The organism is Microcoleus sp. CAWBG58 (assembly GCF_020883045.1).
Taxonomy (GTDB): Bacteria; Cyanobacteriota; Cyanobacteriia; order Cyanobacteriales; family Microcoleaceae; genus Microcoleus.
On record NZ_JAHRFA010000009.1, the window covers coordinates 43,954 to 67,988 of the forward strand.

At 45.3% G+C, this 24,035-nt stretch carries 27 protein-coding genes; 16 read left to right on the plus strand and 11 right to left on the minus strand.

Annotation, left to right across the window (positions count from 1 at the left end; all coding sequences use genetic code 11):
- Positions 1–242: 242 nt before the first annotated feature.
- The 4 genes from QZ918_RS05680 to QZ918_RS05695 all read right to left on the minus strand — a co-directional run bounded on the left by QZ918_RS05680 (position 243) and on the right by QZ918_RS05695 (position 2,842).
- The gene (locus QZ918_RS05680; RefSeq protein ID WP_293332172.1) at positions 243–860 is read right to left on the minus strand and encodes a Uma2 family endonuclease; all 618 of its coding nucleotides are present in this window, start codon (positions 858–860) and stop codon (positions 243–245) included.
- A gap of 174 nt (positions 861–1,034) precedes the next feature.
- A complete protein-coding gene (locus QZ918_RS05685) occupies positions 1,035–1,967 on the minus strand; it encodes an SEC-C domain-containing protein (protein ID WP_293332175.1) in 933 nt (310 codons plus the stop codon).
- Positions 1,968–2,094: 127 nt separating this feature from the next.
- Positions 2,095–2,457 (minus strand): type II toxin-antitoxin system PemK/MazF family toxin, encoded by a 363-nt coding sequence (locus QZ918_RS05690; RefSeq protein ID WP_293332178.1) that lies wholly within the window; start codon positions 2,455–2,457, stop codon positions 2,095–2,097.
- On the minus strand, positions 2,447–2,842 hold the full coding sequence (locus QZ918_RS05695; protein WP_293332181.1) for a hypothetical protein: 396 nt from the start codon (positions 2,840–2,842) through the stop codon (positions 2,447–2,449). Before QZ918_RS05695 ends, QZ918_RS05690 begins: the two co-directional genes overlap by 11 nt.
- Before the next feature lie 144 nt (positions 2,843–2,986).
- Here QZ918_RS05695 and QZ918_RS05700 point away from each other — a divergent pair, with 144 nt between their 5' ends.
- Both QZ918_RS05700 and QZ918_RS05705 read left to right on the plus strand, forming a co-directional pair.
- Entirely contained in the window at positions 2,987–3,877 is an 891-nt protein-coding gene (locus QZ918_RS05700) for an ABC transporter permease (protein ID WP_293332399.1), read from the plus strand.
- 245 nt (positions 3,878–4,122) lie between these two features.
- Positions 4,123–4,509: a hypothetical protein gene (locus QZ918_RS05705; protein WP_293332184.1), complete on the plus strand. Its 387-nt coding sequence runs from the start codon at positions 4,123–4,125 to the stop codon at positions 4,507–4,509.
- Positions 4,510–4,715: 206 nt separating this feature from the next.
- Here QZ918_RS05705 and QZ918_RS05710 read toward each other — a convergent pair whose 3' ends face one another.
- Positions 4,716–5,465: a class I SAM-dependent methyltransferase gene (locus tag QZ918_RS05710; RefSeq protein ID WP_293332187.1), complete on the minus strand. Its 750-nt coding sequence runs from the start codon at positions 5,463–5,465 to the stop codon at positions 4,716–4,718.
- Between the two features lie 292 nt (positions 5,466–5,757).
- Between QZ918_RS05710 and QZ918_RS05715 the strand changes: the two genes are divergently transcribed.
- The 7 genes from QZ918_RS05715 (at position 5,758) to QZ918_RS05745 (ending at position 14,593) form a co-directional block, all read left to right on the plus strand.
- Entirely contained in the window at positions 5,758–7,233 is a 1,476-nt protein-coding gene (locus tag QZ918_RS05715; RefSeq protein ID WP_293332190.1) for an adenylate/guanylate cyclase domain-containing protein, read from the plus strand.
- A 280-nt stretch (positions 7,234–7,513) separates the two neighbouring features.
- Positions 7,514–9,007, plus strand: a complete 1,494-nt coding sequence (locus QZ918_RS05720; RefSeq protein WP_293332193.1) for an adenylate/guanylate cyclase domain-containing protein — start codon at positions 7,514–7,516, stop codon at positions 9,005–9,007.
- A gap of 139 nt (positions 9,008–9,146) precedes the next feature.
- Positions 9,147–10,454, plus strand: a complete 1,308-nt coding sequence (bioA, locus tag QZ918_RS05725; protein ID WP_293332196.1) for an adenosylmethionine--8-amino-7-oxononanoate transaminase — start codon at positions 9,147–9,149, stop codon at positions 10,452–10,454.
- A 17-nt stretch (positions 10,455–10,471) separates the two neighbouring features.
- Entirely contained in the window at positions 10,472–11,515 is a 1,044-nt protein-coding gene (bioB, locus tag QZ918_RS05730; RefSeq protein WP_293332201.1) for a biotin synthase BioB, read from the plus strand.
- A 270-nt stretch (positions 11,516–11,785) separates the two neighbouring features.
- On the plus strand, positions 11,786–12,397 hold the full coding sequence (locus tag QZ918_RS05735) for a class I SAM-dependent methyltransferase (RefSeq protein WP_293332205.1): 612 nt from the start codon (positions 11,786–11,788) through the stop codon (positions 12,395–12,397).
- 158 nt (positions 12,398–12,555) lie between these two features.
- The gene (locus QZ918_RS05740) at positions 12,556–13,224 is read left to right on the plus strand and encodes an SDR family oxidoreductase (RefSeq protein WP_293332208.1); all 669 of its coding nucleotides are present in this window, start codon (positions 12,556–12,558) and stop codon (positions 13,222–13,224) included.
- Between the two features lie 100 nt (positions 13,225–13,324).
- Positions 13,325–14,593, plus strand: coding sequence for an RNA-guided endonuclease InsQ/TnpB family protein (locus QZ918_RS05745; RefSeq protein ID WP_293332211.1), 1,269 nt, complete (start codon positions 13,325–13,327; stop codon positions 14,591–14,593).
- 307 nt (positions 14,594–14,900) lie between these two features.
- Here the strand turns inward: QZ918_RS05745 and QZ918_RS05750 are convergent, their stop codons facing one another.
- On the minus strand, positions 14,901–15,338 hold the full coding sequence (locus tag QZ918_RS05750; RefSeq protein ID WP_293332214.1) for a hypothetical protein: 438 nt from the start codon (positions 15,336–15,338) through the stop codon (positions 14,901–14,903).
- A gap of 127 nt (positions 15,339–15,465) precedes the next feature.
- Here QZ918_RS05750 and petN point away from each other — a divergent pair, with 127 nt between their 5' ends.
- From petN to QZ918_RS05770, 4 genes are all read left to right on the plus strand, one after another.
- Complete coding sequence (gene petN, locus QZ918_RS05755) at positions 15,466–15,555, plus strand: cytochrome b6-f complex subunit PetN (RefSeq protein ID WP_071883976.1); 90 nt, start codon at positions 15,466–15,468, stop codon at positions 15,553–15,555.
- Between the two features lie 253 nt (positions 15,556–15,808).
- Positions 15,809–16,402: a DJ-1/PfpI family protein gene (locus tag QZ918_RS05760; protein ID WP_293147241.1), complete on the plus strand. Its 594-nt coding sequence runs from the start codon at positions 15,809–15,811 to the stop codon at positions 16,400–16,402.
- Positions 16,403–16,449: 47 nt separating this feature from the next.
- Positions 16,450–16,674, plus strand: a complete 225-nt coding sequence (locus tag QZ918_RS05765; RefSeq protein WP_293147240.1) for a DUF167 domain-containing protein — start codon at positions 16,450–16,452, stop codon at positions 16,672–16,674.
- A 96-nt stretch (positions 16,675–16,770) separates the two neighbouring features.
- Positions 16,771–16,959: a CsbD family protein gene (locus tag QZ918_RS05770; protein ID WP_293332217.1), complete on the plus strand. Its 189-nt coding sequence runs from the start codon at positions 16,771–16,773 to the stop codon at positions 16,957–16,959.
- Between the two features lie 113 nt (positions 16,960–17,072).
- Here the strand turns inward: QZ918_RS05770 and QZ918_RS05775 are convergent, their stop codons facing one another.
- The 5 genes from QZ918_RS05775 to QZ918_RS05795 all read right to left on the minus strand — a co-directional run bounded on the left by QZ918_RS05775 (position 17,073) and on the right by QZ918_RS05795 (position 21,515).
- Positions 17,073–17,327, minus strand: a complete 255-nt coding sequence (locus tag QZ918_RS05775) for a DUF4926 domain-containing protein (protein WP_293332220.1) — start codon at positions 17,325–17,327, stop codon at positions 17,073–17,075.
- Between the two features lie 10 nt (positions 17,328–17,337).
- Positions 17,338–17,577 carry a DUF6883 domain-containing protein gene (locus QZ918_RS05780; protein ID WP_293332223.1) on the minus strand — a complete coding sequence of 80 codons (240 nt, stop codon included), beginning with the start codon at positions 17,575–17,577 and terminating at the stop codon, positions 17,338–17,340.
- A 57-nt stretch (positions 17,578–17,634) separates the two neighbouring features.
- The gene (locus QZ918_RS05785) at positions 17,635–17,820 is read right to left on the minus strand and encodes a hypothetical protein (RefSeq protein WP_293332226.1); all 186 of its coding nucleotides are present in this window, start codon (positions 17,818–17,820) and stop codon (positions 17,635–17,637) included.
- A gap of 111 nt (positions 17,821–17,931) precedes the next feature.
- Positions 17,932–19,920: a calcium-binding protein gene (locus QZ918_RS05790; protein ID WP_293332229.1), complete on the minus strand. Its 1,989-nt coding sequence runs from the start codon at positions 19,918–19,920 to the stop codon at positions 17,932–17,934.
- A gap of 461 nt (positions 19,921–20,381) precedes the next feature.
- A complete protein-coding gene (locus QZ918_RS05795) occupies positions 20,382–21,515 on the minus strand; it encodes a cob(I)yrinic acid a,c-diamide adenosyltransferase (RefSeq protein ID WP_293147230.1) in 1,134 nt (377 codons plus the stop codon).
- A 662-nt stretch (positions 21,516–22,177) separates the two neighbouring features.
- Between QZ918_RS05795 and fraC the strand changes: the two genes are divergently transcribed.
- From fraC to QZ918_RS05810, 3 genes are read left to right on the plus strand one after another with little or no spacing between them, the layout of a single operon-like run.
- On the plus strand, positions 22,178–22,696 hold the full coding sequence (gene fraC, locus QZ918_RS05800; RefSeq protein ID WP_293147226.1) for a filament integrity protein FraC: 519 nt from the start codon (positions 22,178–22,180) through the stop codon (positions 22,694–22,696).
- A gap of 5 nt (positions 22,697–22,701) precedes the next feature.
- On the plus strand, positions 22,702–23,700 hold the full coding sequence (locus QZ918_RS05805; protein ID WP_293332232.1) for a DUF5357 family protein: 999 nt from the start codon (positions 22,702–22,704) through the stop codon (positions 23,698–23,700).
- Between the two features lie 30 nt (positions 23,701–23,730).
- Positions 23,731–23,892: a hypothetical protein gene (locus QZ918_RS05810; protein ID WP_293332235.1), complete on the plus strand. Its 162-nt coding sequence runs from the start codon at positions 23,731–23,733 to the stop codon at positions 23,890–23,892.
- Positions 23,893–24,035: the final 143 nt, after the last annotated feature.

A 24,035-nucleotide genomic window follows, 5' to 3' on the forward strand; every position in this document is an offset into this window, starting at 1 on the left:
GGAAGGGAAAAGTTCGTCAGAAACAGGCAAGATGCCTGTTCCACAAAGAGTAAATTTTATTGTGGAACAGGCAAGATGCCTGTTCATACAAGATGCCTGTTGTACAAAGAGTGATTTTATTGTGGAACAGGCATCTTGCCTGTTCATAAACAAGTATTCTGGCGGTTTCAATCGCGTCTTGTCAAACAAAGTCTGGCATCGCAGACAAGCCAGATAAACAGATATTTAAGCTGAATTTGATATCATACATCCAACACTTGCTCTGCTGTCAGTGCTAATTCTGGGAAAGTTCGGGATATAATTCGCTCATTCCCTCGGTAAGCACTCATTTGATAAACCCCATTTTCATCAAGTAGATAAACAAAAACAGTCGGTTCTTTCGGATTCCCCAAATAGTTTCTGCTACCCAAAGCCAAATAATCGACAATCCAATATTCAGCGATTCCCAGCCGCTGATATTCATCCAGCTTGTCGATATAATCATCTTCCCAATTTGTTGAGACAACTTCGACAACTAATTGTGGGGGATCAGTTAGGGCTGAGGGGGCGAAAGGCTCCGATTCCCAGAGGGTTTTGTCTACTACAGTAAGATCGGGATGGCGGCCTTGTTCTTGACCATTTGAGGTGAAAGTCCTGACTACAATTCTGCCAGATACCCTATAATTCAGGTTGAGGCGTTTCACCTGGTCATGAAACGTATTTTCAATAAAATCAGCTACATTTTCGTGCAGTCTGATTGTTGATAAGATTTTGACAATTTCTCCATTAACAAGTTCATAGCGTCCATCTTCATCTGGAAGTTGCTTGATGAATCGATCGAAGGTGAGCATTTGTTTATGTTTGGTAGGAATTGCGGTCATATTTGGCTCTAATTTAACTAGATTAGAACTTACGATGGTGGCCCAGAAACCGGGTTTTTTTCCCGAAAGATGCGTTACACAACGTAAATTTGGTAAAAAACCCGGTTTCTTTAATCGCAGCGCGTTCAGAATTGCTTTACATAGTTCGACTTATGAATCTTAATATGTACTATGTTACTGTTTCATCCATTGTTTCCAGTCTGGTGGAGCGGAAGCAGTAGTTCCAATTCTCGTTAAGTCAACACAGCTTTGATAAGCATTATTCTGCCAACAGATTTCTATATACTTCTTAACACTATTTTGAGAAAATATCATGGTTCTGGGTCTGTATATTCCCCAATCCCTTCGATTGTCTGGCTTATCTAAAATCAGGTTAAACTTAAACTCGTTTATGGAAAATTCAACTTTCTTTAATTCACTTGCTCCAGTCAATGGTTCTACAGAAATTGATTTAAATTGACTGATAGTTTTATCTTCTGGAACTTTAAAGTATATTCCCCAATATTCTGGCCAAAAATGATTGTTATAAAGAAGATCAACCCATTCTTTTTTAAATTGAACGTCATGTTTCTTACCCTGTATGGCTAGTTGGCTTGAGGCTACCATAGCACAAACTGTTTTAAGCATCCACTTTTCAATGTCTTCACCAGAAAATACTGCCAGTTCTTCCTTTGGATTGTCTCTGTTAAAGTTTTCATCAAAATCTAGAATAGTTCTAAAAAATCTTCCCATCTGAGCATCTAGACCAGATAATGCTTGATTGTGATTTTCACACAAAATATTAGAAGCAAGACTTTCAGTCGGTAAGAGTTTCCAAGTTTCAGGCTCAATCCAAGGGAAACCAGTAATTTTAACCTTCCTCTCGTGTACAAACTCTTTCAAAATATTATGTGAAATATAATGTTCTCTAGAAATTTTTGTGCTGCATTTATTAGTTGAAGACGCATAACACTTATTGTGTGCATAATCTACACCAATATCTTTTACCCGAACAGGAGTCGGAGCTTTATTCCACTTTCCCTTACTAATCCAGCAGCAAAACTTTGCTTTTTTTCCACTCTGGCAAGGGCATAAATCGTATGGTTTAAAATTTTCTCTAATGCTCATTGACGACGACTCAGTTTTTTTTACAAGAGTGAATTGTGAGTTAACAAGATTTTTTTAACCAATTTTTGATGGTTTTGCTATCTAGCATAACACTATTATAGCCAGAGCGATCGCCCTTGATAAGTAACTACTGATACTCTACTACAGCCGCGATCGCCCTGGCAATTTCGTCCATATCAGTAGTCGTAAGTTCTCCGATTTTCCGAATGAACCTTTGTACATCCATACCGCGCAATTGCAACACATCTACTGCGGAAACTTTCGTTAAACCATTAGCAATATCTGGGTCAATCTTAACGTGCCAGATATTGCCAGCATAATATTCTTTCCAATCAGTGATAGGTGCAGCCAATTTCAGTGGTAACTTGCCAACACTATCAGAACTTACCACTACAGCCGGACGGATTTTTTTTATTTCTGCTCCCACTGTCGGGTCAAAATTAGCCAACCAAATATCACCCCGTTTAGTAAAAAGAGAGTTAGTAGTCAATTAAATCTCCTGCTTCTAATTCTTGCCATTGTCTATCTTCCTGGTAATGTTGCAACATTACCTCAGCTTGTTTTGCGAGAATGTTTCGCCTCTCTTCTAGCGACAATTGCATAAATTCTCGGCGACTGGGGTAGTTGGCTATTGTTGGTATTTCTAAAGCTATATCAATATCTAATGGCTGTGCTTTTCCTTCGGAAATTTCCTGTTTGGCACGTTTTGCAGCCCTAATCAGCGATTCTTGTGTGTTCTGAAAAGAGAAATTCCACTGTTCTTCATCCCTTAAATCTTCAAGATATTCTCGCAAATGTTCAACCACTCGGTCTTGAAGAGTTTCTGGCAAAGATTCCATGATTTTGACCAAAGTTGCGATCGCACTTGATGACATCAGCCAATCCTCCTACTAACTCAAGTTTTTATTTAGCATATTTGATGAGCTTATTCTCAATTTTAGTTCGATCGCCCGCCCCACACCACCAATACCCCCAGACTTGCTACCCTAAAGATAGTGAGATTTAATCAACAAGCAATTATGAGCGGTACTGTTACATCCCCCAACAACCTCAACCAGCAGCGACCACTCGCCACGCCATCCGCTGACACTTCGAGTTCCCTGCTGGCCGACTTTATTCAAGAAACACTCGCCCTAACCAAGCGCCTGTTTATTCAATTGCAGCGCCGCCCCTCGACGCTAGTTGCAGGCATTATTCAGCCGCTGATGTGGTTGGTTTTGTTCGGCGCGCTGTTTAAAAATGCACCAGCCGGCTTGTTCGGCGAAAGCCAGAATTACGGACAATTTCTCGGCGCTGGTGTAATTGTTTTTACTGCCTTTGCAGGCGCGCTGAATGCCGGTTTGCCGATTATGTTCGATCGCGAATTCGGATTTCTCAACCGCCTCTTAGTCGCGCCCCTGGCTTCGAGATTTTCCATAGTCCTCGCTTCGGCTATTTTCATAGTCACCCTCAGCTTCATCCAAACTGGCACAATCGTTACGGCGGGAGCCTTTTTGGGTTCTGGATTGCCCGGAATTGCTGGACTCGGCGCGATCGCCCTCATAGTCCTGCTGCTAGTTTTGGGAGTCACCGGCCTCAGTCTCGGTTTAGCCTTTGCTCTTCCCGGTCACGTAGAATTAATCGCAGTGATTTTTGTTACTAACTTGCCGCTGTTATTTGCCAGCACAGCCCTCGCGCCGCTGTCATTTATGCCAGACTGGCTGCAAGTTGTCGTCACTCTCAATCCTCTGAGTTATGCGATCGAACCCATCCGCTATTTGTACCTCCACAGCGATTGGTCGCTAGCTAGCGTCGTCATGCAAGCTCCTTGGGGTACTGTCACCTTTGGAGGAGCGCTATTAGTGCTGCTGGCGTTTGATTTGGTGGCGCTCCTCAGCATTCAACCGCTGCTGCGCCGTCGGTTTGCTTAGATCCCACGGCGGTTGAAACCGCGTCTACAAAAACCAAGCACGGCGGTTGAAACCGCGTCTACAAAAACCCCAGGACGCCTCCGCGGACTGAAAAAAATAACGTAATTTCAACTAATCTTCTTCAACCCGCTCCCGTCGGGTTTTGTCTATGTAGACGCGGTTTCAACCGCCGTCTTCGTTTATTAGCTGTCAGTCAGAATATTGTTGAGATACAATTGTTTTTTTGAAAGTAGAACTAATCAATCATGAACAGCAAAACTTCTAAATCGGGCAAATTGATGGTGCGGATTGCTGCAAGCGCGATCGCCACCTGTGCTCTTTTGTCACCTCAAGCAACCTTCGCTCAAGCCAGCAGTTTAACTACTTCCCCCCAACCCCTCCAAGACTTTCAAACTAAAGACAACACCGACCCTTTTTCCGGCCGCAGCACCGGAGGCGGAATATTTGATTTAATTCACAGATCCAGACTCGGAGGTGGCCGCAGCATCGAAGAATTCAATACTGAACAGCGCCAAAATTTGAACGACGCCGCCGCCGATTTTCGCAACAAACAGCGCCAAATGCTCGAAAAACAAGCAGCACCAGCACCGGGGGCGATCGCACCTACAGAAATTACCGCCCCCGCCCCTTAAATAGCGGTTTGTAGTCAGGACTTTAGTCCGAATTGACAGGTTTGTAGTCAGGACTTTAGTCCGAATTGACAGGTTTGTAGTCAGGACTTTAGTAACAATTAGTAGGGTGCGTCAGAGGCAAGCCCTAATTATTTCGCACACATCCTCAATCTGACGCACCCTACAAGTCCATTGAATCGTGACAATTGCATCCAAGACTGCTTTTTTTAGTTAACAAACCCCCCAAACACCGCCATACCGTAGTATTTCCAAGGAACTGCCACAGTCTCAAATCCAGCATTTGCCAGCATTTCCAACTGTGCCGCAACTGTCGCTAGGCGATCGGGATTAGAATAGCCGTAAGACACACTCGTCCCCACACCAGCACGAATTGTGGCTAAAGTTTCCCCCTGACTTAGCGCCCAATCTTCTCGCGCCGCTTGATAAATATCTTTGATTGCTGCTGATTCTGCCAAAACAGGATCGGCATTCCAAAAACAGCCACCAGCATTTAAACTTTCGCGAATCCGTTGAAACAATTTCAGCTTCATTTCGTCCTCAAGATGGTGAATTGCCAGAGATGAAATAGCAGCATTAAACTTATCCCCCAAACCTAAAACATTTGGATTGTTCGCCCATTCTCCAAAATCCAATTCTATGCCAGTCCACCGGGCTGCGTATCCTGCCGACTCTATCTTAGCGCGGGCAAAATCAAGCATTCGCGGCGAATAGTCCACAGCAACTATTGACGCAGACGGGTAGCATTGCAGAACTTTTAAACTCAGTTCCCCCGTACCGCAGCCGAGTTCTAAAATGCGGTGGTTGTTGCTAGCAATGCAGCCAACTAATACATCCAGCATTTCGTCATATTTAGGTAAAAGTCGCCGAATGCCCGTATCAAAATCCGCAGTGTTGACAAAAACTTCTCCCGGAAAAATTTCGTTGCGTGCAGGTGAGACAGTAGAGTCAGAATTCACGATCGCCAATTAGAGACTACAATCGCTATCCTAACCGAAATAGAGCAAAAAGTGCATGAAGTAGGGAAACGGCACGGCGCCGTGTGCTTACCGATATTTTATTTCATTTAGATTAAAAAATATATAAAGTTATGCGTACTGTTACGGACAAGGGAAACACTCGCGGCAAACAAGAATTAACCATCCCTTGCACTATCGAGTCTTGCTTTACAGCAAAACACTCTGAAAAAGCAGTGTTATGTTAGTAGTGCATAAAATTAAATCAATATCGAACCTCACATTTGAGGATAGCATGAACAAATTGATTTATCGCAGTCGAGCTGCCATCAGCCAATTAATTTACAAGCGAATTCTGCTTCTGGTGACAATTTTATTTTGTGTAGGCGTAGGAGTAGCGATGGCAAATATGTCTCGTCTTTCCTCTACCCTAATACAAGCCCAAGCCCTCCAAAATGCTACACTTTACGCCCAAGCTATTAAAGAAGCCCGCACCCTTTACAGTTCTGATGTTATCAGTCCTCTCAACACGAAGAAAGCAATTAACTTTACCCACGACTACAACCCAACACCAACAAAAGTAACAGTTCCCGTACCTGCCACATTCTTAATAGAACTCGGCAAGCATATCACCGACAAAAATCCCGAAGTATCAGTTCGTCTATACAGCGACTACCCGTTTCCCTGGCGGCGAGAAGAAGGCGGAGCCCGAGACGATTTTGAACGTCAAGCTATTACCTATTTAATGCAAAATCCAACCGGACAATTTTTCCGCACTGAGGATTTTCGCGGTAAGCCCGCATTTCGATATGCCCAGGCAGATCGTCTCCTTCCTAGTTGCGTTAACTGTCACAACACTAACCGCGATAGTCCTAAAAAAGACTGGAAAGTGGGAGATGTGCGCGGGATATTAGAAATTACTCAACCTCTAGAAACTATCACTCAAACAACTAGAACCGGACTGAAAGACCTGTTTTTACTGTTAGCAGGACTTTCAATTTTAGGCATCGCAGGATTAACTTTAGCTCTCAGCAGGTTGCGCCAAAATGCTAAACAATTAGAACAGCGCGTCAGGGAACGCACGGCACAATTGCAAGAAACTAATGTAGAATTGTTGAAAGAACAAGAAAAAAGCGATCGCCTGCTGCTCAATATTTTACCCGAATCCATTGCTGCTAGGTTAAAAGACGGTCAAAATAGTATTGCTGACGGCTTCGCCGAAGTGACTATTTTGTTTGCGGATATAGTCGGCTTTACCGTGCTTTCAGCCCAAATATCTCCCGAAGAATTGCTTGTTTTTCTCAACGAGATTTTTTCAGCCTTCGATAATTTGACAGAAAAGTACGGCTTGGAAAAAATCAAAACAATAGGAGATGCTTACATGGTAGTGGGAGGTTTGCCAAATCCCAGCACCAACCACGCCGAAAGCATTGCCGAAATGGCCTTAGATATGCAGGAGGAATTAGCCAAATTTAATGTCAAACATCATTCAGGAATTAACATTCGGATCGGCATCAATACCGGGCCTGCAATTGCGGGAGTTATTGGCACCAAAAAATTTATTTACGACCTCTGGGGCGATGCCGTAAATACAGCAGCCCGCATGGAATCCCACGGAATTGCAGGCGCGATTCAAGTCACAAAATCAACTTACGATATCTTGCAAAATAAGTATCTGTTTGAAGACAGAGGAATTATCCAGGTCAAAGGCAAGGGTGATATGAATACTTATTTGCTTGTATCCCGATTAGTTAGTGTAGTTTCGGTTTAATTTGTTTATTATATTATTAAGGAGCTAGCCAATACGCTTGGGATCGGAAGACCGGGCGGTTGAAACCGCTTCTACACAAAAAAACCCGCCTCCGCAGGTTGAAGAGCGGGCGGTTAAAATTACGCTATCTTCTTTCTTCAGTCCGCGGAGGCGGACTTCGTTTGTGTAGGCGCGGTTTCAACCGCCGTCCTATCTTGGTTGAAAAACCCAAAATTTATTACAAGAAACCCAGTTTCTTTTCCTATGTCCTAAATTAGCCCTTTGCAGAAGACTAAATTTTATGTCAGTGCACATTTTATCATTCTTGGAGTTTTTCAAATCTCGCTTGTCTAGACAAATAGCTTTGTGGGTGTTTGCTAGTATTCTTGTGATAGAGGGAATTATTTTAGTTCCCTCTTATTTTCGGCGCGAAAATGAACTTTTAAATCAACTGGAACAGGTATCTCACGCGACTGTTGAGGCTCTAGAGGTTTTGCTAAAACAAGATATTTACGATCGTACTGTCTTTGAAGAAGAAGTCAAAAATATTACCAAGGATTCTCAAGTAGTATTAGGACTATCTATTTACCAATTTAACGACCAGCTAATATATCAACTTGGTGAAGCACCCAAAATTGATTTGGATGAACTAAAACTTGCTCGTATAATTCGCCAGAAAACTTTCGATGGCAAGCGCTACGATATTGCTTGGACAGAGCGACATTTGGGAGGAGATTATACGTTAATTGTTCGGCATGATGCTTCTACTGTTCAACCAGAACTATACGCATTTATAGGGCGAATTGCTATTCTAGTCATCATTATATCAGCCTTTGTCACTTCTGTAACTATGCTATTTTTAGGGGTGACAGTAATTGCACCAATCTTGAGATTGCGCGATGATTTGATCGCTGCGGGAGTAGCTTTGAGCAAAGATCGAGAAAAACCTGATTTCTACTCTCTCTCTGTCAAGCGCGATGACGAGTTGGGAGAAGTTATGGTGGCATTCAATCAAATGTTTCAACGAGTTTACAAGGAAATCGCACAGCGGAAAAAAGCTGAGGAAATATTGCGCGCCGAACAAGAAAAGTCGGAACGTTTACTGCTAAATATTTTACCCGAAATGATTGCCGATCGCCTAAAACAAGGTCAGATAAATATCGCAGATGGATTTGCTGAGGTGACGGTGCTGTTTGCGGACATTGTGGGCTTTACCGAAATATCCTCCCGCACGTCTCCAGCAGAATTAGTCGAACTGCTGAACAAAATATTTTCAGCTTTCGATTGCTTAAGCGAGAAATATGGCTTGGAAAAGATTAAGACAATCGGCGACAATTATATGGTAGCAGGCGGTTTGCCACTTCCATCTACAAATCATGCAGAATGTATTGCCGAAATGGCGATGGAAATGCAGCAAGAAATTATGAAATTTCGCGACGAATCCGATATACCTCTCAGTATCCGCATTGGAATTAATAGCGGGCCTGTGGTAGCCGGTGTCATCGGTACTAAAAAGTTTATTTACGACTTGTGGGGAGATGCTGTAAATACAGCAAGCCGCATGGAATCCCAGGGACTCCCTGGTAAAATTCAGGTTAGCGGCTCAACTTATGAATTGCTGCGCGATCGGTATGTGTTGGAAAAACGCGGTAAAATCAATGTTAAAGGAAAAGGAGCAATGACGACTTATTTGCTGATTGGCAGAAAAAATTTAACTGACAAATTCAACTATCGCCCGGGAATACCTGATCTGGCGGTAGACGTTTCAGCGCCGCCGCCCCCAACACTAAACTAGATTTTTTTAACGAACCGCGAAGGCGCAAAGGACACGAAGAAAGGAAGAAAAGAGAAGAAGAAAGAAGAGAAGATAAAGGGTTCACAATTGAGTTACAATTGCTTTAAAATGCAGGTTGATATTAGTGGCAGGGGTAAAAATGACTGCGAAGCAGGAACATAATTCTTCAACTTCACCAATTTGGCAGCCCTTCACGCAAATGAAAACTGCTCCGGCGCCGCTGAAGGTAATTAGCGGGAAAGGATCGATGCTGGAATTAGAAGATGGGCGGCAAATTCTTGACTGTATTTCTAGTTGGTGGGTGACGATTCACGGGCACAGTCATCCGGTTCTGGCTGAGGTTCTTTACGAACAAGCCAAAAAGTTAGAACACGTAATCTTTGCGGGATTTACTCACGAACCTGCACAGAAACTTGCTGACAAGTTGATAACTCATACGCCTGATTCTTTGACGCGGATTTTCTTTTCTGATAATGGTTCGACTGCTGTTGAAGTTGCTCTGAAAATGGCGTTTCAATATTGGCTAAATCTCGGAGAAACTAACCGCACTAGCTTTATTGGTTTTGAGGGAGGTTATCACGGCGATACTGTGGGCGCGATGTCTGCGGGTAGAAGTTCGCTGTGGTGGGAACCTTTTGCGCCTTTAATGTTTGCTGGGGATGTTGTGCCTTTTCCTGCGACTTTTGATGGCGATGAGGAGGTGGAAAGCAAGGAGGCGGCGAGTTTGGAGAAACTTGAGTCTTTGTTGAAGCATGGGAAGGGGTATGCGGGAATTTTTATTGAACCTTTGGTGCAAGGTTCTGCGGGTATGCGAATGTGCCGCCCTGAGTTTTTGCGGGCGATCGCACAAATGGCCCGCCAGTTTAATGTATTGTTGATTTACGATGAGGTGATGACGGGTTTTGGGCGCACGGGCGAACTGTTTGCCTCTGTTAAATCTGCAACTGTACCGGATATCCTGTGTTTGTCTAAGGGATTGTCTGGCGGCTGTTTGCCAATTGCTGTCACAATGGCATCGGAGCATATTTATCAAGCTTTTTGGCGAGATGAATCGGACAAAGCTTTTTATCACGGTCATTCTTATACCGGAAATCCCTTAGCTTGTGCGGTGAGTGTAGCATCTCTGGAGCTTTTGGATCAAAACCCAAATGCCTATCAAGGAATGGAAAAACTGCACCAAAAATACCTGAATCAATGGCTGATAGATCATCCTAAACTCGAACGGATTCGGACTTGCGGCACGATTGCAGCAATGGATGTGAAAACGGAAAGCGTTTCCGGTTATTTTAATGACATCGCCCCTGTATTGAAAGCAAGATTTCTAGAAGCGGGGTTTTTGCTCCGCCCCTTGGGAAATACGCTTTACTTGATGCCTCCCTATTGCATTTCTCCTGATGAACTAGAATCGATTTATCGGGTAATTCGTCAGGTTTTGGATTCTCTGTAAACTCTTTAATTTTAGTAATGAATTTACCCAATTGGAACGATTTGGCTGATGACTCGCTGGCGGGGAAATGTCTCTCTCGCGAGCAATCTTTGGCTGTATTGCGCGCGCCGGATGAGGTTTTGCTGGAACAATTAAACGCAGCTTATCGGGTACGCCGCCACTACTGGGGAAACCGCGTCAGGTTGCACTATTTGTTAAACGCTCAAAGCGGGCTTTGTCCTGAAGATTGCCATTATTGTTCTCAGTCTAAAATATCGAGTGCAGAAATAGAAAAGTATCCGCTTTTAGCTAAGGAAAAAATTCTGGATGCGGCCCAACGCGCAGCAGATTTAAAGGCTGGTACGTTTTGTTTTGTGATTTCTGGCCGCCAACCGAGTGCATCTACTTTCGATCGCGTTTTGGATGCTGTAGAAACCGTCAAGGCAAATCACAACCTAAAAATTTGTGCTTGTTTGGGGTTGTTGACCGAGGAGCAAACTCACCGTTTGGCGAAAGCTGGAGTCGATCGCGTAAATCACAATCTCAACACTTCCGAATCGTACCACACGGACATCTGCACAACTCACACTTTTGGCGATCGCGTCGAAACAGTCGAAAACGTCAAAGCAGCGGGAATCACAACTTGTTCCGGCGGAATTTTGGGGATGGGCGAATCGGATGATGATGCGATCGATTTGGCACTGTCGCTGCGGAATTTGGGCGTTACTAGCGTACCGGTCAACTTTTTCATTCCGATTCCCGGAACGCCGTTTGCGGACGTTAATCGCTTAAATCCGCGCCAATGTTTGCGGATTCTCTGCTTGTTCCGATTTTTGCTTCCCAGCCAAGAAATTCGGATTGCTGGGGGACGGGAGGTGCATTTGCGATCGATGCAACCTCTGGGACTTTACCCTGCTAATTCGATCTTTGTGGGCGATTATCTCACAACTCCCGGACAAAGCGCCAATCAAGATTGGGATATGATTCGAGATGCAGGATTTGCGATCGAATCTCCCGAAGGTTCTATCTTAGAAGTGGATTCAGCAGTTAGTCAATCCGGCGAAAAAACCCTGGTTGTTTAACTGTTATTCAGGGAATTAAAAAAAGTTTGTAGTGAGGACTTTAGTCCTCAGATTTTAGAAGGACTAAAGTCCTCACTACGAACCACATCCGGTGAAAAAAACTTAGTCTTCGGATTTTAGAAGGACTAAAGTCCTCACTACGAACCACATCCGGTGAAAAAAACTTAGTCTTCGGATTTTAGAAGGACTAAAGTCCTCACTACGAACCACATCCGGAAGGACTAAAGTCCTCACTACGAACTAATCTCAAATAATATAAGAGGAGGAATTGTGGATAAACGCGAAGAAATTACGATCGCAGAATACCAGACAACAGCCGAATCTTTCCGAGAAGGAACATGGCATCACGACGTATCCCAAAATCGGGATGCACTCACCGCTGCCATGCCCCGCAACCCCGGTAAAATACTCGACATAGGATGCGGGCCCGGACGAGATTTAGTAGCGTTCAAGAGCCAAGGACATACGGTTGTAGGCTTAGATGCAACTCCAGCTTTTGTACAAACAGCCAAGAAGTTATCCGGCTGCGAAGTTTTGCAGCAATCTTTCCTGAATCTCGACTTACCAAAAGCCGAGTTTGACGGTATTTTCGCCAATGCTTCCCTGATTCACGTTCCCAGCGATAAAATGGTGAAAGTGCTGCAAGATTTGCACAAAACATTAGTTGTTAGCGGTGCAATTGTCATGTCAATGTGCCGGGGAAATTGGGAAGGCTACGACGAGAGACCGACAGGAAAACGCTATACTGCGGGATGGGAATACGAAACTTTAGCCCCTTGTTTGGAACAAGCAGGATTTGCCATTGTCGATCGCTACTACCGCCCGCCCGGTTTGCCGCGCGAAGCTCAATCTTGGGTAGTAATAGTCGGCAAAAAAATCTAATCTAAATTGGAAATTGCAAATCTTTCCCATCTCTTCCTCTGTGCCCTCTGCGCCCTCTGCGGTGCAAAAAAAACAAAACTCACCAATTGAGCGAGAATTGTTGTAGAATAAACCCCAGTCAAAAAACCAACTCATACCCAAATTAAAACAATATTAATATGACAGAGAAATTGCATATCTTTTTAGCTGGTGCTAGTCGAGGCGTTGGCTTAGAAATCGCCAAATGTCTGGTAGCACAAAATATACAAGTAACCGCACTTTTGCGATCGCCCAACCACCGCACCGAATTAGAAGCAATGGGCATCAAAGTCATGACTGGCGATGCTTTAGACGCTGCGGCTGTGGAAGCTGCGATGGCTGGAGGCGCACCAATCCATGCCGCAATCAGCACCATTGGTGGCTTGCCAAAAGATGGGGAAAGAGCCGATTATTTGGGCAACAAAAACTTGATTGATGCTGCTGTCAAAGCGGGCGTACAAAAATTTATTTTAGTTTCATCCATCGGTAGTGGTAACACTGCTGCGGCTTTGCCACCGCAAGCTTTAGAAACGTTGCGCCCGGTATTGCTTGAAAAGGAAAAAGCCGAAAATCATTTAATCGCAAGCGGGATGATTTATACTGTAATTCGTCCCGGCGGACTGAAATCGGAACCTGCAACCGGCAACGGTGTGTTAACAGAAGATTGTCGAATTGCCGGAACAATTCACCGGGCGGATGTCGCCCAGTTAGTTTGTCAGTGTTTAGTTTCGGATGCTGCTAACAATAAAGTTTTGTCGGCAGTTGACAAACAAATGGTTTACGGCACTCTAGAATATGAGGTATTGTAAAACTTCATTGAGTTGATAAGCAATTATAAACAATAATGGTATTATATTGTTGTGAGTGTGGAACAAAGAATACGCATAGCCCAAAGAACGGAAGTCTCAAATGCAACTAACAGAGAGGCACATCATTAAATCAACGGAACTCCGTTTTATCGAAATTGACCAACTAGCTTTCAAATCCAAAAATCTGTATAATGCCGCCAATTACGTCATTCGTCAGAGCTTTGTTTACGGATGGGGCTATGTCAATTATAACGAAATGAACCGATTGATGAAGTCTCAGGTCGCATACAAGGCTTTGCCTTCCAAAGTAAGCCAGCAAATTTTGATGGTATTAGATAAGAACTGGAAATCGTTTTTTGAAGCAGTTAAAGCTTACAAGGCTGATTCTTCAAAATTTACGGGTCGCCCGAAATTGCCAAAGTACAAAGACAAAACTAAAGGGCGAAACATTCTTGTCTACATGATTCAAGCGATTAGTCGCAAACAGTTGAAGAAAGGAATCATTAAACTTTCGGGTACTGAACTTTTAATCAAAACCCAAGTCGCTCCCGCTCGAATTTGCCAAGTTAGACTGGTTCCGAAATGTGATTGCTATGTAATTGAGGTAATTTATGATGAACCGGAGTCCACCCTTGGCAACGCTAATTCTGTAGCTAGTATTGATTTAGGACTAGATAATTTAGTGGCGTTAACTTCAAATCAACCGGGATTTATCCCTTTGTTGCTCAACGGGCGACCATTGAAATCGATTAACCAGTTCTACAACAAACGCTCTTCACGATTACAATCCCAGTTAAAACGGAACCGCAAAACTTCACTCCGGATTCAGCGCTTAACTCGTTGTCGCAATCAAAAAGTAGACAATTACTTGCATCATGCGAGTCGCACGATTGTCGATCTTTTGATCGCACAACAAATCGGGACGCTAGTAATCGGCAAGAATGCACAGTGGAAAACCGATATCAATCTCGGAAAGCAGACCAATCAAAACTTTGTCAGTATTCCTCACGCTCGACTAATTAAGATGTTGGAGTACAAAGCTTTCTTGGTTGGAATCAAGGTAATCGTGCAGGAGGAATCCTACACCTCTAGAGCCAATTTCCTGGGTTTAGACCCGATTCCTGTTTACGGAAAAACAGAGATAGAACCTATATTTACCGGGAAACGAATCAAGCGAGGCTTGTACAAAACATCGGCTGGTCAGTTAATTAATTCTGACGTGAACGGTGCTTACAATATTCTCAGAAAAGCAATCCCAAATGCGTTTAGCAATGGGATAGGGAGCTGTGTAGTTCAGCCGAGGCGGGTTAATCCGCTCAAAGCAAAAGTGAAGGGGGAGGGACTTGAAGCCTCTCATGTCTATAAATGACTATGCTTTTGCCAGCTATTAACTTTCAGTTAAATTTCATAAACAGGTTCGTAGTGAGGACTTCAGTCCGCATCCAATCAGGTTCGTAGTGAGGACTTCAGTCCGCATCCAATCAGGTTCGTAGTGAGGACTTCAGTCCGCATCCAATCAGGTTCGTAGTGAGGACTTTAGTCCGCATCCAATCAGGTTCGTAGTGAGGACTTCAGTCCGCATCCAATCAGGTTCGTAGTGAGGACTTCAGTCCGCAAAAAACCAGGTTCGTAGTGAGGACTTTAGTCCGCATCCAATCAGAGGACTGAAGTCCTCACTACGAACACCCGAAAGCTTTAATCAACGATCGCCCGATCGCCCAATCCAACACCAAACCCGCGATCGCAAACAATACCACACTTTCCACCCCACCAACCGCAAACGGCAATAACTCCTGCAAACCCGGCATCTTGCCCGCCTCAAAAGACAATCCAGCATCCAACTGTCCAAAAGCCCGCACCAACCCAAAAGCCAACACCACACCAGATTTAAGCTGCGGGTTAGTATCGCGGCGGATAGCGTAGCGGTAAGTCACGCCAAACAAAAAACCGCCCACAACTGCCATCAATCCTCTCAAGCCAAAATTTAGGTCAATTTCCCTGACCTGCAAACCCGCCAGAGCATCCCACCTCTGCGCTAAGATTAAGGTGTTAACAAGGGCGATCGCCCCAAAAGCAAGCAAACAAGACAAAGCAGCAACACTTCCTGCTTTCAAAGATTCTACCCGCTCAGCGAAACTAAAATTTGACGAGTCCTTCACAGCGCCCTCATTTCAAAAATGGCTCAAATTGAATTATCATAAGCTTTGGAGTCACTTTGTACAGTTTGTTCAATAAATAGCTATGGATATTTTGTCACTCGGTTGGGTTTCGGTGCTAGTTTTGTTCTCCTTCTCAATTTCAATGGTAATTTGGGGCCGCAACGGTTTCTAAATTCCAGAATAGCTGGCGGGGCAGGCTTTTTAACTGCCCTGCATTTTTTTTAAATCCTATTTAAGCAAATACGCTTGGGTTAAAACTGTTTATTCCTCGGAGATCCCCCTAAATCCCCCTTAAAAAGGGGGACTTCGCAGCACCTTCTTGTTCCCCCCTTTTTAAGGGGGAGTAGGGGGCAAGCTAAGGGGGGATCAGCCTTATCTAAAGCCTATTCCTATTTAAGCAAATCAAAATAACAGGAGTTACAAACATGGCTGCAAAAAAAATCTTAATGCTAGTCGGCGACTTTGTAGAAGACTACGAAGTAATGGTTCCATTCCAAGCATTGCAAATGGTAGGTCACACCGTCCATGCAGTCTGCCCCGACAAAGCCGCAGGCCAAACAATTCGCACCGCAATTCATGACTTTGAAGGCGATCAAACCTACAGCGAAAAACCCGGTCACAACTTTACTTTAAACGCAACTTTTGACGAAATTAACGCCGCAGACTACGACGCTTTGATTATCCCTGGAGGACGATCGCCAGAATACATCCGCCTCAACGAACAAGTGCTGCAAATTACCCGCTACTTTGCCAACAGCAAAAAGCCGATCGCATCTATTTGTCATGGATTGCAAGTCCTCACCGCCGCCGGCGTACTCGAAGGCAAACGCTGCACCGCATACCCAGCTTGCAGCCCCGACATACTCCGGGCTGGTGGCAAATATACCGAAGTTCCCGTTACCGAAGCCGTAGTTGATGGCAACTTAGTCACAGCCCCCGCATGGCCTGCACATCCCAACTGGCTGGCTGAATTTCTCAAAGTTTTGGGGACAAAGATCGAACATTCAGATAGTCATTAGTTATTGATTATTGGTTATTGGTTATTGGTTATTGAGTTATTAGTCACATGAAAATGTTTGCAGTCAAAGTTAAACCAAATTCCAAACAGCAAAGCATCGAAGAGAAACCAGACGGCAGCCTGACAATACATCTCAAATCGCCGCCAGTCGATGGAAAAGCCAATCAAGAGTTGATCGTGCTGTTGGCAAAAAAGTTTAAAGTGTCCAAATCGGCGATCGCAATTAAATCCGGTCTTTCCTCTCGCAATAAACTTGTCGAAGTTGCGATTTAACCAATCTTTAGATAGATATCCAAATCTTTCTCAAGATAGATTAAGACTCAGCTTTTAATTTATACAGTAGTAGTTGTAAGGTTAGGAGAAAAAATTATGACCATTGAAAACAGAGTCGAAGCAACGGCTAAGAATATTGAAGGCAAAATCCAAGAAGCTGTTAGCGAAGTGACTGGCGATCAAAAAGATAAATTAGAAGGTCAAGCCAAGCAGGACGAAGCATCAGCAATTCACATGAAAGAAGACCTCAAAGATAAAGCCAAAGAGATTGTAGATCGAGCATAAAGTATTTCCTCCTACAAGTTTCCTGCCTACTAAATCCCGCAAATAACATATCGTTTGCGGGATTTTTTTTAGAGATACTTTTTGTAGATTAGAAAAATTATTGGTGGCAAAATTTATCGGCTAACCGCCCCTACAGATTCTACTAACTCATAGTGTAAAAGCATTAATTTTGTGGCGGGAATTGTTTCCATTGCATAAGTTGTGCCATCTTGATGAGAAAATTCTACCTCAAAAGCACTGCCATCAAATTCCATTACGACTGTTCCCACTTGTCCTTTATATAATTTAATGATTTGTTTTGTTTCAAAATGGGTTGCTTCTAAATCTTCAGTTAAAGCAACAATATCTAGGTCTTTAATTGTTTTCATTGTTTTTACCTCACTTTTTGACGGGATAACAACTTGTCAATCTGGGGAAAGTTTCACCTGAGCGGACGATCCAAGCTGCTAGAATCAGAGATTCACCTACTTCGGTTTTCAGCAAGAATTTCATGTTGTAATGTGTTCCGTATTCATTGTTTTTCTGAATAACAAGATCTTCGTTGATAGCAGATTCTTTTAAAGCCTGTTTGAGCATTTCAGCATTTTTTAGGGTAATGCCTAACTTACTGGCAAACAAAATATAGCGGATCGAGCTCTCATATGAGGTACGTTGTTGGGCTTGGGCCCTCTTAGTTCAAGGAATGATTGGCGGGTGGCAAAATCGATCGCTGAATCTGCCCTTCCTTTCAATGCCAATGTTATAAAAGCCCAATGCCCAATGCCCTGTTTGGCCAATGCCCAATCCCTCCGCTACGCTCCGCCCAATTCCCCATGCCCCATGCCCCATGCCCAATGCCCCATGCCCCATGCCCCATGCCATAAAAAAGCTAGGGATTCATATCCCTAGCTGGAAACATAGCACAATTAGTTTTTAGAGTTGGCGCGGGCGATCGGCTTTTTCCAAACCGACTCTCACCCGCTGCCACCTACATTAAATCAGGGTAATATCAGTCGCCGTCAAGCCTGGTTTGCCGTTCAGCAGTGCCAGTTGAATTGGTGCTTGACCGCCAGCACCGTCTCTGTCGTACAGCAGGCGACCTGTGGAACCTTCGTAAACGAGGACTGGTTGTCCAGGATTAGCTCCAGCAGGAGTCAGATCGTTGTTGTAAGTTCCGGTTTCTACCTGTAAGAAGGCTCTGGAAGAAGGTCGATTGGGCAGAGTATTGTCAAATGGTGGCAATTGGAAGGACTCGAAGTTCAATATCAACTTGTCACGGCCGACTTCAAAATCGCCGATTTGGTCTGGGCTGGTACCCAGGCTACCGTTGGCGTTGATCGTGACGCCCTCGCCGAAGTTGTTGTAGTAGAAGCTGTCATTGCCCGCGCCGCCAATCAGCGTGTCTGCACCGGGCCCGCCACCGAGAGAGTCGTTGCCGTCTCCTCCGAGCAAATAGTCGTTCCCAAGGCCGCCCAACAGCGTGTCGTTTCCGCCGCCGGCATTCAAGGTGTCGTCCCCGTCAGATGTTGCTCCTGTAGGAAGACTGGCGGGGCCGCCGAACAGTATGTCGTCGCCAGCACCAGTAGTGATGACATCAGTGCCGTTGGCGCCAATGATGAAGTTGGAACCTAAGGTATCGGTAATAAGGTTTGTCGATGTGGCACCGGTAAAGTTGACAGTGCTGGCGTAGGAGATAAAGTCGTTACCAGCAAAAGATCCAACCAATCGATCGCGTCTGCTACCAAACACGATCGTGTCACTTCCTTCACCACCGTTCATGAAGTTTGTGACGGTGCCGGTGGTAGTAAGGTTAGTGCTGGTGTTGCCAAGTAACAGATCGTCACCCAGGCCGCCGTCAAGAGTAATCAGGGCAGTAGTAGTACCGATCGCAAAAGTGGTGGCATCGATCGTATCGTTGCCATCTCCACCGAAGGCTTGATTGAAGATGCCGCTCAAGCTGTCATTGCCACCGCCACCGATCATGCTATCACTCGCAAAAGCTGCAACGATCGTGTCGTTACCATCTTCGCCATTGAGCAAGTTGCGACCCGCGAAGCCTGGAAATGAACTCGACGCGCCTACGCTCGAAAGTGCAGACACCGTAGACGACTTGATGAAGTCGTCACCAGCGCCTCCCAGCGCCGTGTCTTGAGTAGCAAAAACCGTGATCGTGTCATTACCAGCACCGCCGTCCAACAAGTTTTTGCCGGTGCCAAAGTCGCCGATACCGCCGAGGAGAGAATCGTTGCCCTCACCGCCGAGCAAAGTGGTTTTCTCAATGCCGATCGTGATGACGCTCGAAGAAAACGGACTCGACTGGGTACTGTTGAGAATGACTAAGGTGTCGTTGTCTAGGTCGCCGGAAAGATAGCTGTTGCTGGCCACACCGTATATTGTGTCGTTGCCTTTACCGCCGATCAGAGTATCTTTCTGATTGATACCTACAACAAAGTCGTCGCCCAAGTCTCCGCGCAGGAAGTTGCTGCCTTGATTGCCACCGGCACTGCCGCCGATGCGAAGACCGAGGTTGTTGCCGCCGCCTGCGATGAAGAAGCCGAGGGAGTCATTGTCCTTGCCACCGTAGAGGGTGTCTCTTCCGAGGGCGCCTCCTAGCATCGTATCTGCACCCTGATTACCAAACATCAGGTTGCCATCGACAGTGCCTTGGAGCAAGTCATCTCCCGCACCGCCCAACAGCGTCGAATTGCGGCTTTGAGCAATTACGGTGTCACTGCCTGCATCGCCCGACATGAAAACCCGCTCGCGCTGGCCTACTAATGAATCTTCGTCAGGGCCACCGTATAGGCTATCGTTGGGGCCGACGGAAATTAGAGTATCGTTATCGCGTTCGCCAAATATTAAGCTGCCGCCGAGGGTAGAAGTTGTAATTAAATCCCCCCCCGCTCCGGCAAAGATTGTATCCGGGCCCAGTCCCGGAGTGTTTAAATTAGTTTGATCGGAATTGTCAGTTAACGTTGTCATACAGCTTCACTCCTCTACTTGTTGGTCATCGCTTGTGCGACTACAGACACTGCCTAGAACACCGAATGTTTGGATGCCGCTGTAGTTTAACCTGTTTGCCAGCCGCAAGTCTAGCCTACTGGTGTTAACCCTGTCTAGACTTTCTCCCTCGCGGACTTTTTGCTTGTAAGCTTTTATTTTCAATGTCTTCACCCTTTAATAATCCTTGTGCAATGTCTCATGTGCTCACGCTCAAGAAGACGCGGCTCACATTCTTAATGTTCCATTCTGGATTGGCGCTCGGGGATCGCCTCCGGGGAAGGAAATTAAAGATTAACAAGGGTCGATCGGGCGATCGCCTGACAAAGAAAAGCGAGAGATTGGTTACTTGGTTACAAAGCTTTGTGGCAATTTCCGGTTTCCCAGGCAGGGCCGTCTTTAAATAATTCTGGCTCGGATTGAACTCCGCACCGCTCCGGGGTCTAAAAGTCTACACCCCGCTTTAGTTCTACGCCCCGATCGCCGTAGTGTTTGTGACAGTATACCTCCGAGTGTACGCTTGCCAAGTCAAAGTAACCATGGGGTTTGTGGCAGCGCCCGGTGATAATTATTTCTGTATCGCGGGGCTTTCGCAGCAGGGCTTCGACGATCGGCTCTACCGGTAGCAGTTCTAAGTCTACTGTGGGATTGAGTTCGTCGAGAATGATCGTTTTATACCAGCCGCTGGCGATCGCCGTTTTGGCGATTTCCCAGCCGCGTTCTGCCTCGATGCAGTCTAATTCCTGCTGTTGCCCCCGCCAAACTATAGCATCTCGGCCACACCGCTGGTGGTCTACTAACTGCGGGTAACTTTGCCGCAATGCTGCGATCGCTGCATCTTCAGTATAACCCGTGCCACCTTTGAGCCATTGTACAATTAACACCCTGTGAGATTGGTCTTGGCTGATACCCCTACCTATTGCCTGCAAAGCTTTCCCCAATGCGCTCGTAGACTTTCCTTTTCCGGCTCCTGTGTATATTTCGATACCAGAAATATTGTGTTCGGCCGCTGCGGGGTGATAGTGGGGCTTCATTTCTGAGTGCAAGTCGGCAATATCCAGCAAAGCTTCGGGGGCCGCTCGGCCAGTGGCGATTACTTCTAAATATTCTGGTTTGTTTTTGAGGGTTTGGACTACTTCGTCCACTGGCAGTAAACCCAAGTCCAATACGGGGTTTAGTTCATCTAGAACTACTACAGAATAAAGCTCGCTGGCGATCGCTCCTTTGGCGATGTCCCAGCCTCGCTGGGCTTCTGTGCGATCGAAGCGGGTGATTGCTTCGGCCCCAAAATATTCGGCTCTGCCGGTACGCACTTGATCGATCAAGTGCGGAAATGCCCGTTGCAGGGCTTCTATTGCCCCGTCTTCGTCGTAGGAGCGGCCGGGCCCTTTCAAAAATCGCAGCAATAACACTCGCGTGGGCGAGTCAGAATTAATACCCAGCCCGATCGAGCGCAACACTACTCCCAAAGCTGCCTGAGACTTGCCTTTACCAGCACCGTCGTAGACGTGAATCTGACCCGCGATGCGTTCTGAGCGGGATGAGGCTGTCCGAATACCAATGCCATTCCTTACCATAATCCGCACTTATTTTAGTCTGTCTCGGGGTGGGTATTCGATCGCGCCCGTTGAATGTTTAATATTTCCTTCTGTTGGCCGATCTCAAAAGATTATAAGATACAACCTCAACCACCTGATGTTCATTCGGGCGATCGAAGAGGATTAGGGGCTAAAACCTGCCTTCTAGATTATTCCCCTTCTGATGTACAATTAAAATCTAACACGGGCTGATATACCTGAATCCTTGTCAGTAACTCAGGGAATCAACGCCACTGAGCTTGTAAGAGTAATTGAGCAAGCTGTACTGACCAGCCTAAGTCTTAACTGACTACGTTATTGGGGTCATGACACCGGAGAATGCGACGCTAGTTTTCCGTTCTGTCGCTAGTGGTTAAACAGTTTTAAAGTCACTGAAACAGTGCTGCTAGCTTAACAAGCTCTTATAACATTGACCGACAAGCGAACATTACCCCGAAAGGGAGGCTCCATAAGAGCAAACATTATGCGTACAGGGTTGTAAGGTTTGAGATGGTAATTGTCCCATCGAAAGTACATTACAAAAGTACACCGGACTCTTACAACTCCAAGGCGGTAATGGAAAGATTCAAGGCGATTGAAACCGCCGAGTCGTTTTCCTCTCAGGTCTAAAGACTATGAGCTTCCTACTTACCGAGTTTTTTATGATTGCGAGTGTTTTCCCATTTCGGACTGTTTTGGTGCAAATTTTAATGATGTTTTTGGCAATCGCGATCGAATCGTGGTTTCTGCAAAAACTACTGAAACTCGGCCCCAAAACCAGCGTTGAATATACAGCTATCCTGAATCTCGCTTGCACTTGCGTGGGTTGGTTAGTTTTCTTCGGCATTGAAAGCGTTATTTCCAAAGAATGGCGAGAAGAACTTATCGGTTATATTTTATTAGGCGGAGGTCAGAATACTTACTCTGCAATAACTGCGATTGCCCTCTCGGTATTGGCAATCACTTTTCTCGCCAAATGGCAGGGACTAGAATTCATAGAGAACATGGTTTCTGGTAACAAAAAAGCTTCCAAACCTCAGTTTTTGGGGCCGCCAACTCTCAGCCGCCGTCCTCCCAAAAAAACTTTTCGAGTAACTACCCAGTTTGGGGCAGTTTTAATCGCCCACACTGTTAGCAATTTCGTTATTTTAACCGTATTGTTTTTGCAAAGCGTCAATTGAAATCTATGATGAAGCAATTTTTGGATGTGACTCAGCAACTCACGAAGCTGACGAACAACCTTTGGGAAACCAATAAAAAATTTCAAAAGGCGATAATTCCGCCTAAAGTTGTCCACTGGAAGACGCCTTTACTGCTCAGCATATTTTTAGCTTTGCTGACGGTGGCGGCAATCACAGACTGGCCGACAAGAACTCTGATGTTTGATATGAGCTGGTTATTTTTTACACTGTCAATGGGTTTGCTGACCAGCCAGCAACCTTTTACGATTAAAAAAGTAAGTCTGAGTCCGTGGGTGACCAGCATCTTAATTGGCTTGTGGTTGCTGATCCGATTGCCGTCAGATAGGAAGGAAATAGCATGGATATCCGGCCCAATTATAGCAGTAATAATTTTGGGTGTAATAGAGATTTGGAATAATGAGTCAAAACGGCAAGGTCTCAGAGCGTTAGTGCGGCCTCAGTTTTTGATGATTACCCTGATTCACGTGCTGATTTCCTGTTGGTTTGGATTTCACTTTTTAATTCAAGGTTGGATAGAACAATATCCGAGCGTTTTATCGCAGGATTTGAGGAAAAGCGATTATGTGGTGACATTTCAACCGCCAACTATTAATCGCTCCCGAGGAGTGGTCATCCTGAATGCAATGGATCGATACCTGCAAAATGAAGCCCGCACAAAACCCTGGGCGCAGGTAGAGCAAATGTTAATAGATATTGACAACGAGCGATTTTTTCTGAAGAATCAAGCGTTAAAAACAATTCGGTTAGTCCCAGAAGATGCGAGCTGGGAGGTCAAAACTTCGATCGTCCAAGGAGAGTCCCGCTATCAGTTACAGATGCAGGCAACTTGGCTGGGGCTGGTGTTTAGACCCGAAATATATTCGTTGACCAAATCTTGCGAGGTGGTCGATATAGGCAATAAGGCAACTGTAACCTGTGACTCTACCAAACCTTCTAAACCGGGATTGAAAAAAGATGGATCTTCGGGAGACAGTCAAGTTTGAGCTTGTCTCTGGCGGTTAGGAGAGTCGGAGATGGGGAGATGGGGAGATGGGGAGATGGGGAGATGGGGAGATGGGGAGATGGGGAGATGGGGAGATGGGGAGATGGGGAGATGGGGAGAGTTTTTAAATGGGAGTGCGAGCGGGGACGATCGCTATTGTATATTCGGTAAGCGGGGACGATCGCACTCCTAAAAAACGCTTTTTATTCTCCGCCAAGATGCTTCCGAGAGCCGGAGAGCCAGAAAAATCTTCCTTCTTCCTTCTTCTCTCTTCCTTCTTCCCTCTTCCCTCTTCCCTCTTCCCTCTTCCCTCTTCGTTAAACTAAAAATATGGCT

Coding starts and splice junctions, on each gene's coding strand:
- QZ918_RS05785 (WP_293332226.1), bottom strand. CDS start 17,820: ATGGCATGGGGCATGGGGCATGGGGCATTGGGCATGGGGCATGGGGCA.
- QZ918_RS05765 (WP_293147240.1), top strand. CDS start 16,450: ATGAAAATGTTTGCAGTCAAAGTTAAACCAAATTCCAAACAGCAAAGC.
- QZ918_RS05700 (WP_293332399.1), top strand. CDS start 2,987: ATGAGCGGTACTGTTACATCCCCCAACAACCTCAACCAGCAGCGACCA.
- QZ918_RS05775 (WP_293332220.1), bottom strand. CDS start 17,327: ATGAAAACAATTAAAGACCTAGATATTGTTGCTTTAACTGAAGATTTA.
- bioB (WP_293332201.1), top strand. CDS start 10,472: ATGAATTTACCCAATTGGAACGATTTGGCTGATGACTCGCTGGCGGGG.
- QZ918_RS05790 (WP_293332229.1), bottom strand. CDS start 19,920: ATGACAACGTTAACTGACAATTCCGATCAAACTAATTTAAACACTCCG.
- QZ918_RS05680 (WP_293332172.1), bottom strand. CDS start 860: ATGACCGCAATTCCTACCAAACATAAACAAATGCTCACCTTCGATCGA.
- QZ918_RS05685 (WP_293332175.1), bottom strand. CDS start 1,967: ATGAGCATTAGAGAAAATTTTAAACCATACGATTTATGCCCTTGCCAG.
- QZ918_RS05770 (WP_293332217.1), top strand. CDS start 16,771: ATGACCATTGAAAACAGAGTCGAAGCAACGGCTAAGAATATTGAAGGC.
- QZ918_RS05720 (WP_293332193.1), top strand. CDS start 7,514: ATGTCAGTGCACATTTTATCATTCTTGGAGTTTTTCAAATCTCGCTTG.
- fraC (WP_293147226.1), top strand. CDS start 22,178: ATGATTGCGAGTGTTTTCCCATTTCGGACTGTTTTGGTGCAAATTTTA.
- QZ918_RS05695 (WP_293332181.1), bottom strand. CDS start 2,842: ATGTCATCAAGTGCGATCGCAACTTTGGTCAAAATCATGGAATCTTTG.
- bioA (WP_293332196.1), top strand. CDS start 9,147: ATGACTGCGAAGCAGGAACATAATTCTTCAACTTCACCAATTTGGCAG.
- QZ918_RS05745 (WP_293332211.1), top strand. CDS start 13,325: ATGCAACTAACAGAGAGGCACATCATTAAATCAACGGAACTCCGTTTT.
- petN (WP_071883976.1), top strand. CDS start 15,466: ATGGATATTTTGTCACTCGGTTGGGTTTCGGTGCTAGTTTTGTTCTCC.
- QZ918_RS05805 (WP_293332232.1), top strand. CDS start 22,702: ATGATGAAGCAATTTTTGGATGTGACTCAGCAACTCACGAAGCTGACG.
- QZ918_RS05715 (WP_293332190.1), top strand. CDS start 5,758: ATGAACAAATTGATTTATCGCAGTCGAGCTGCCATCAGCCAATTAATT.
- QZ918_RS05795 (WP_293147230.1), bottom strand. CDS start 21,515: ATGGTAAGGAATGGCATTGGTATTCGGACAGCCTCATCCCGCTCAGAA.
- QZ918_RS05705 (WP_293332184.1), top strand. CDS start 4,123: ATGAACAGCAAAACTTCTAAATCGGGCAAATTGATGGTGCGGATTGCT.
- QZ918_RS05810 (WP_293332235.1), top strand. CDS start 23,731: ATGGGGAGATGGGGAGATGGGGAGATGGGGAGATGGGGAGATGGGGAG.
- QZ918_RS05760 (WP_293147241.1), top strand. CDS start 15,809: ATGGCTGCAAAAAAAATCTTAATGCTAGTCGGCGACTTTGTAGAAGAC.
- QZ918_RS05740 (WP_293332208.1), top strand. CDS start 12,556: ATGACAGAGAAATTGCATATCTTTTTAGCTGGTGCTAGTCGAGGCGTT.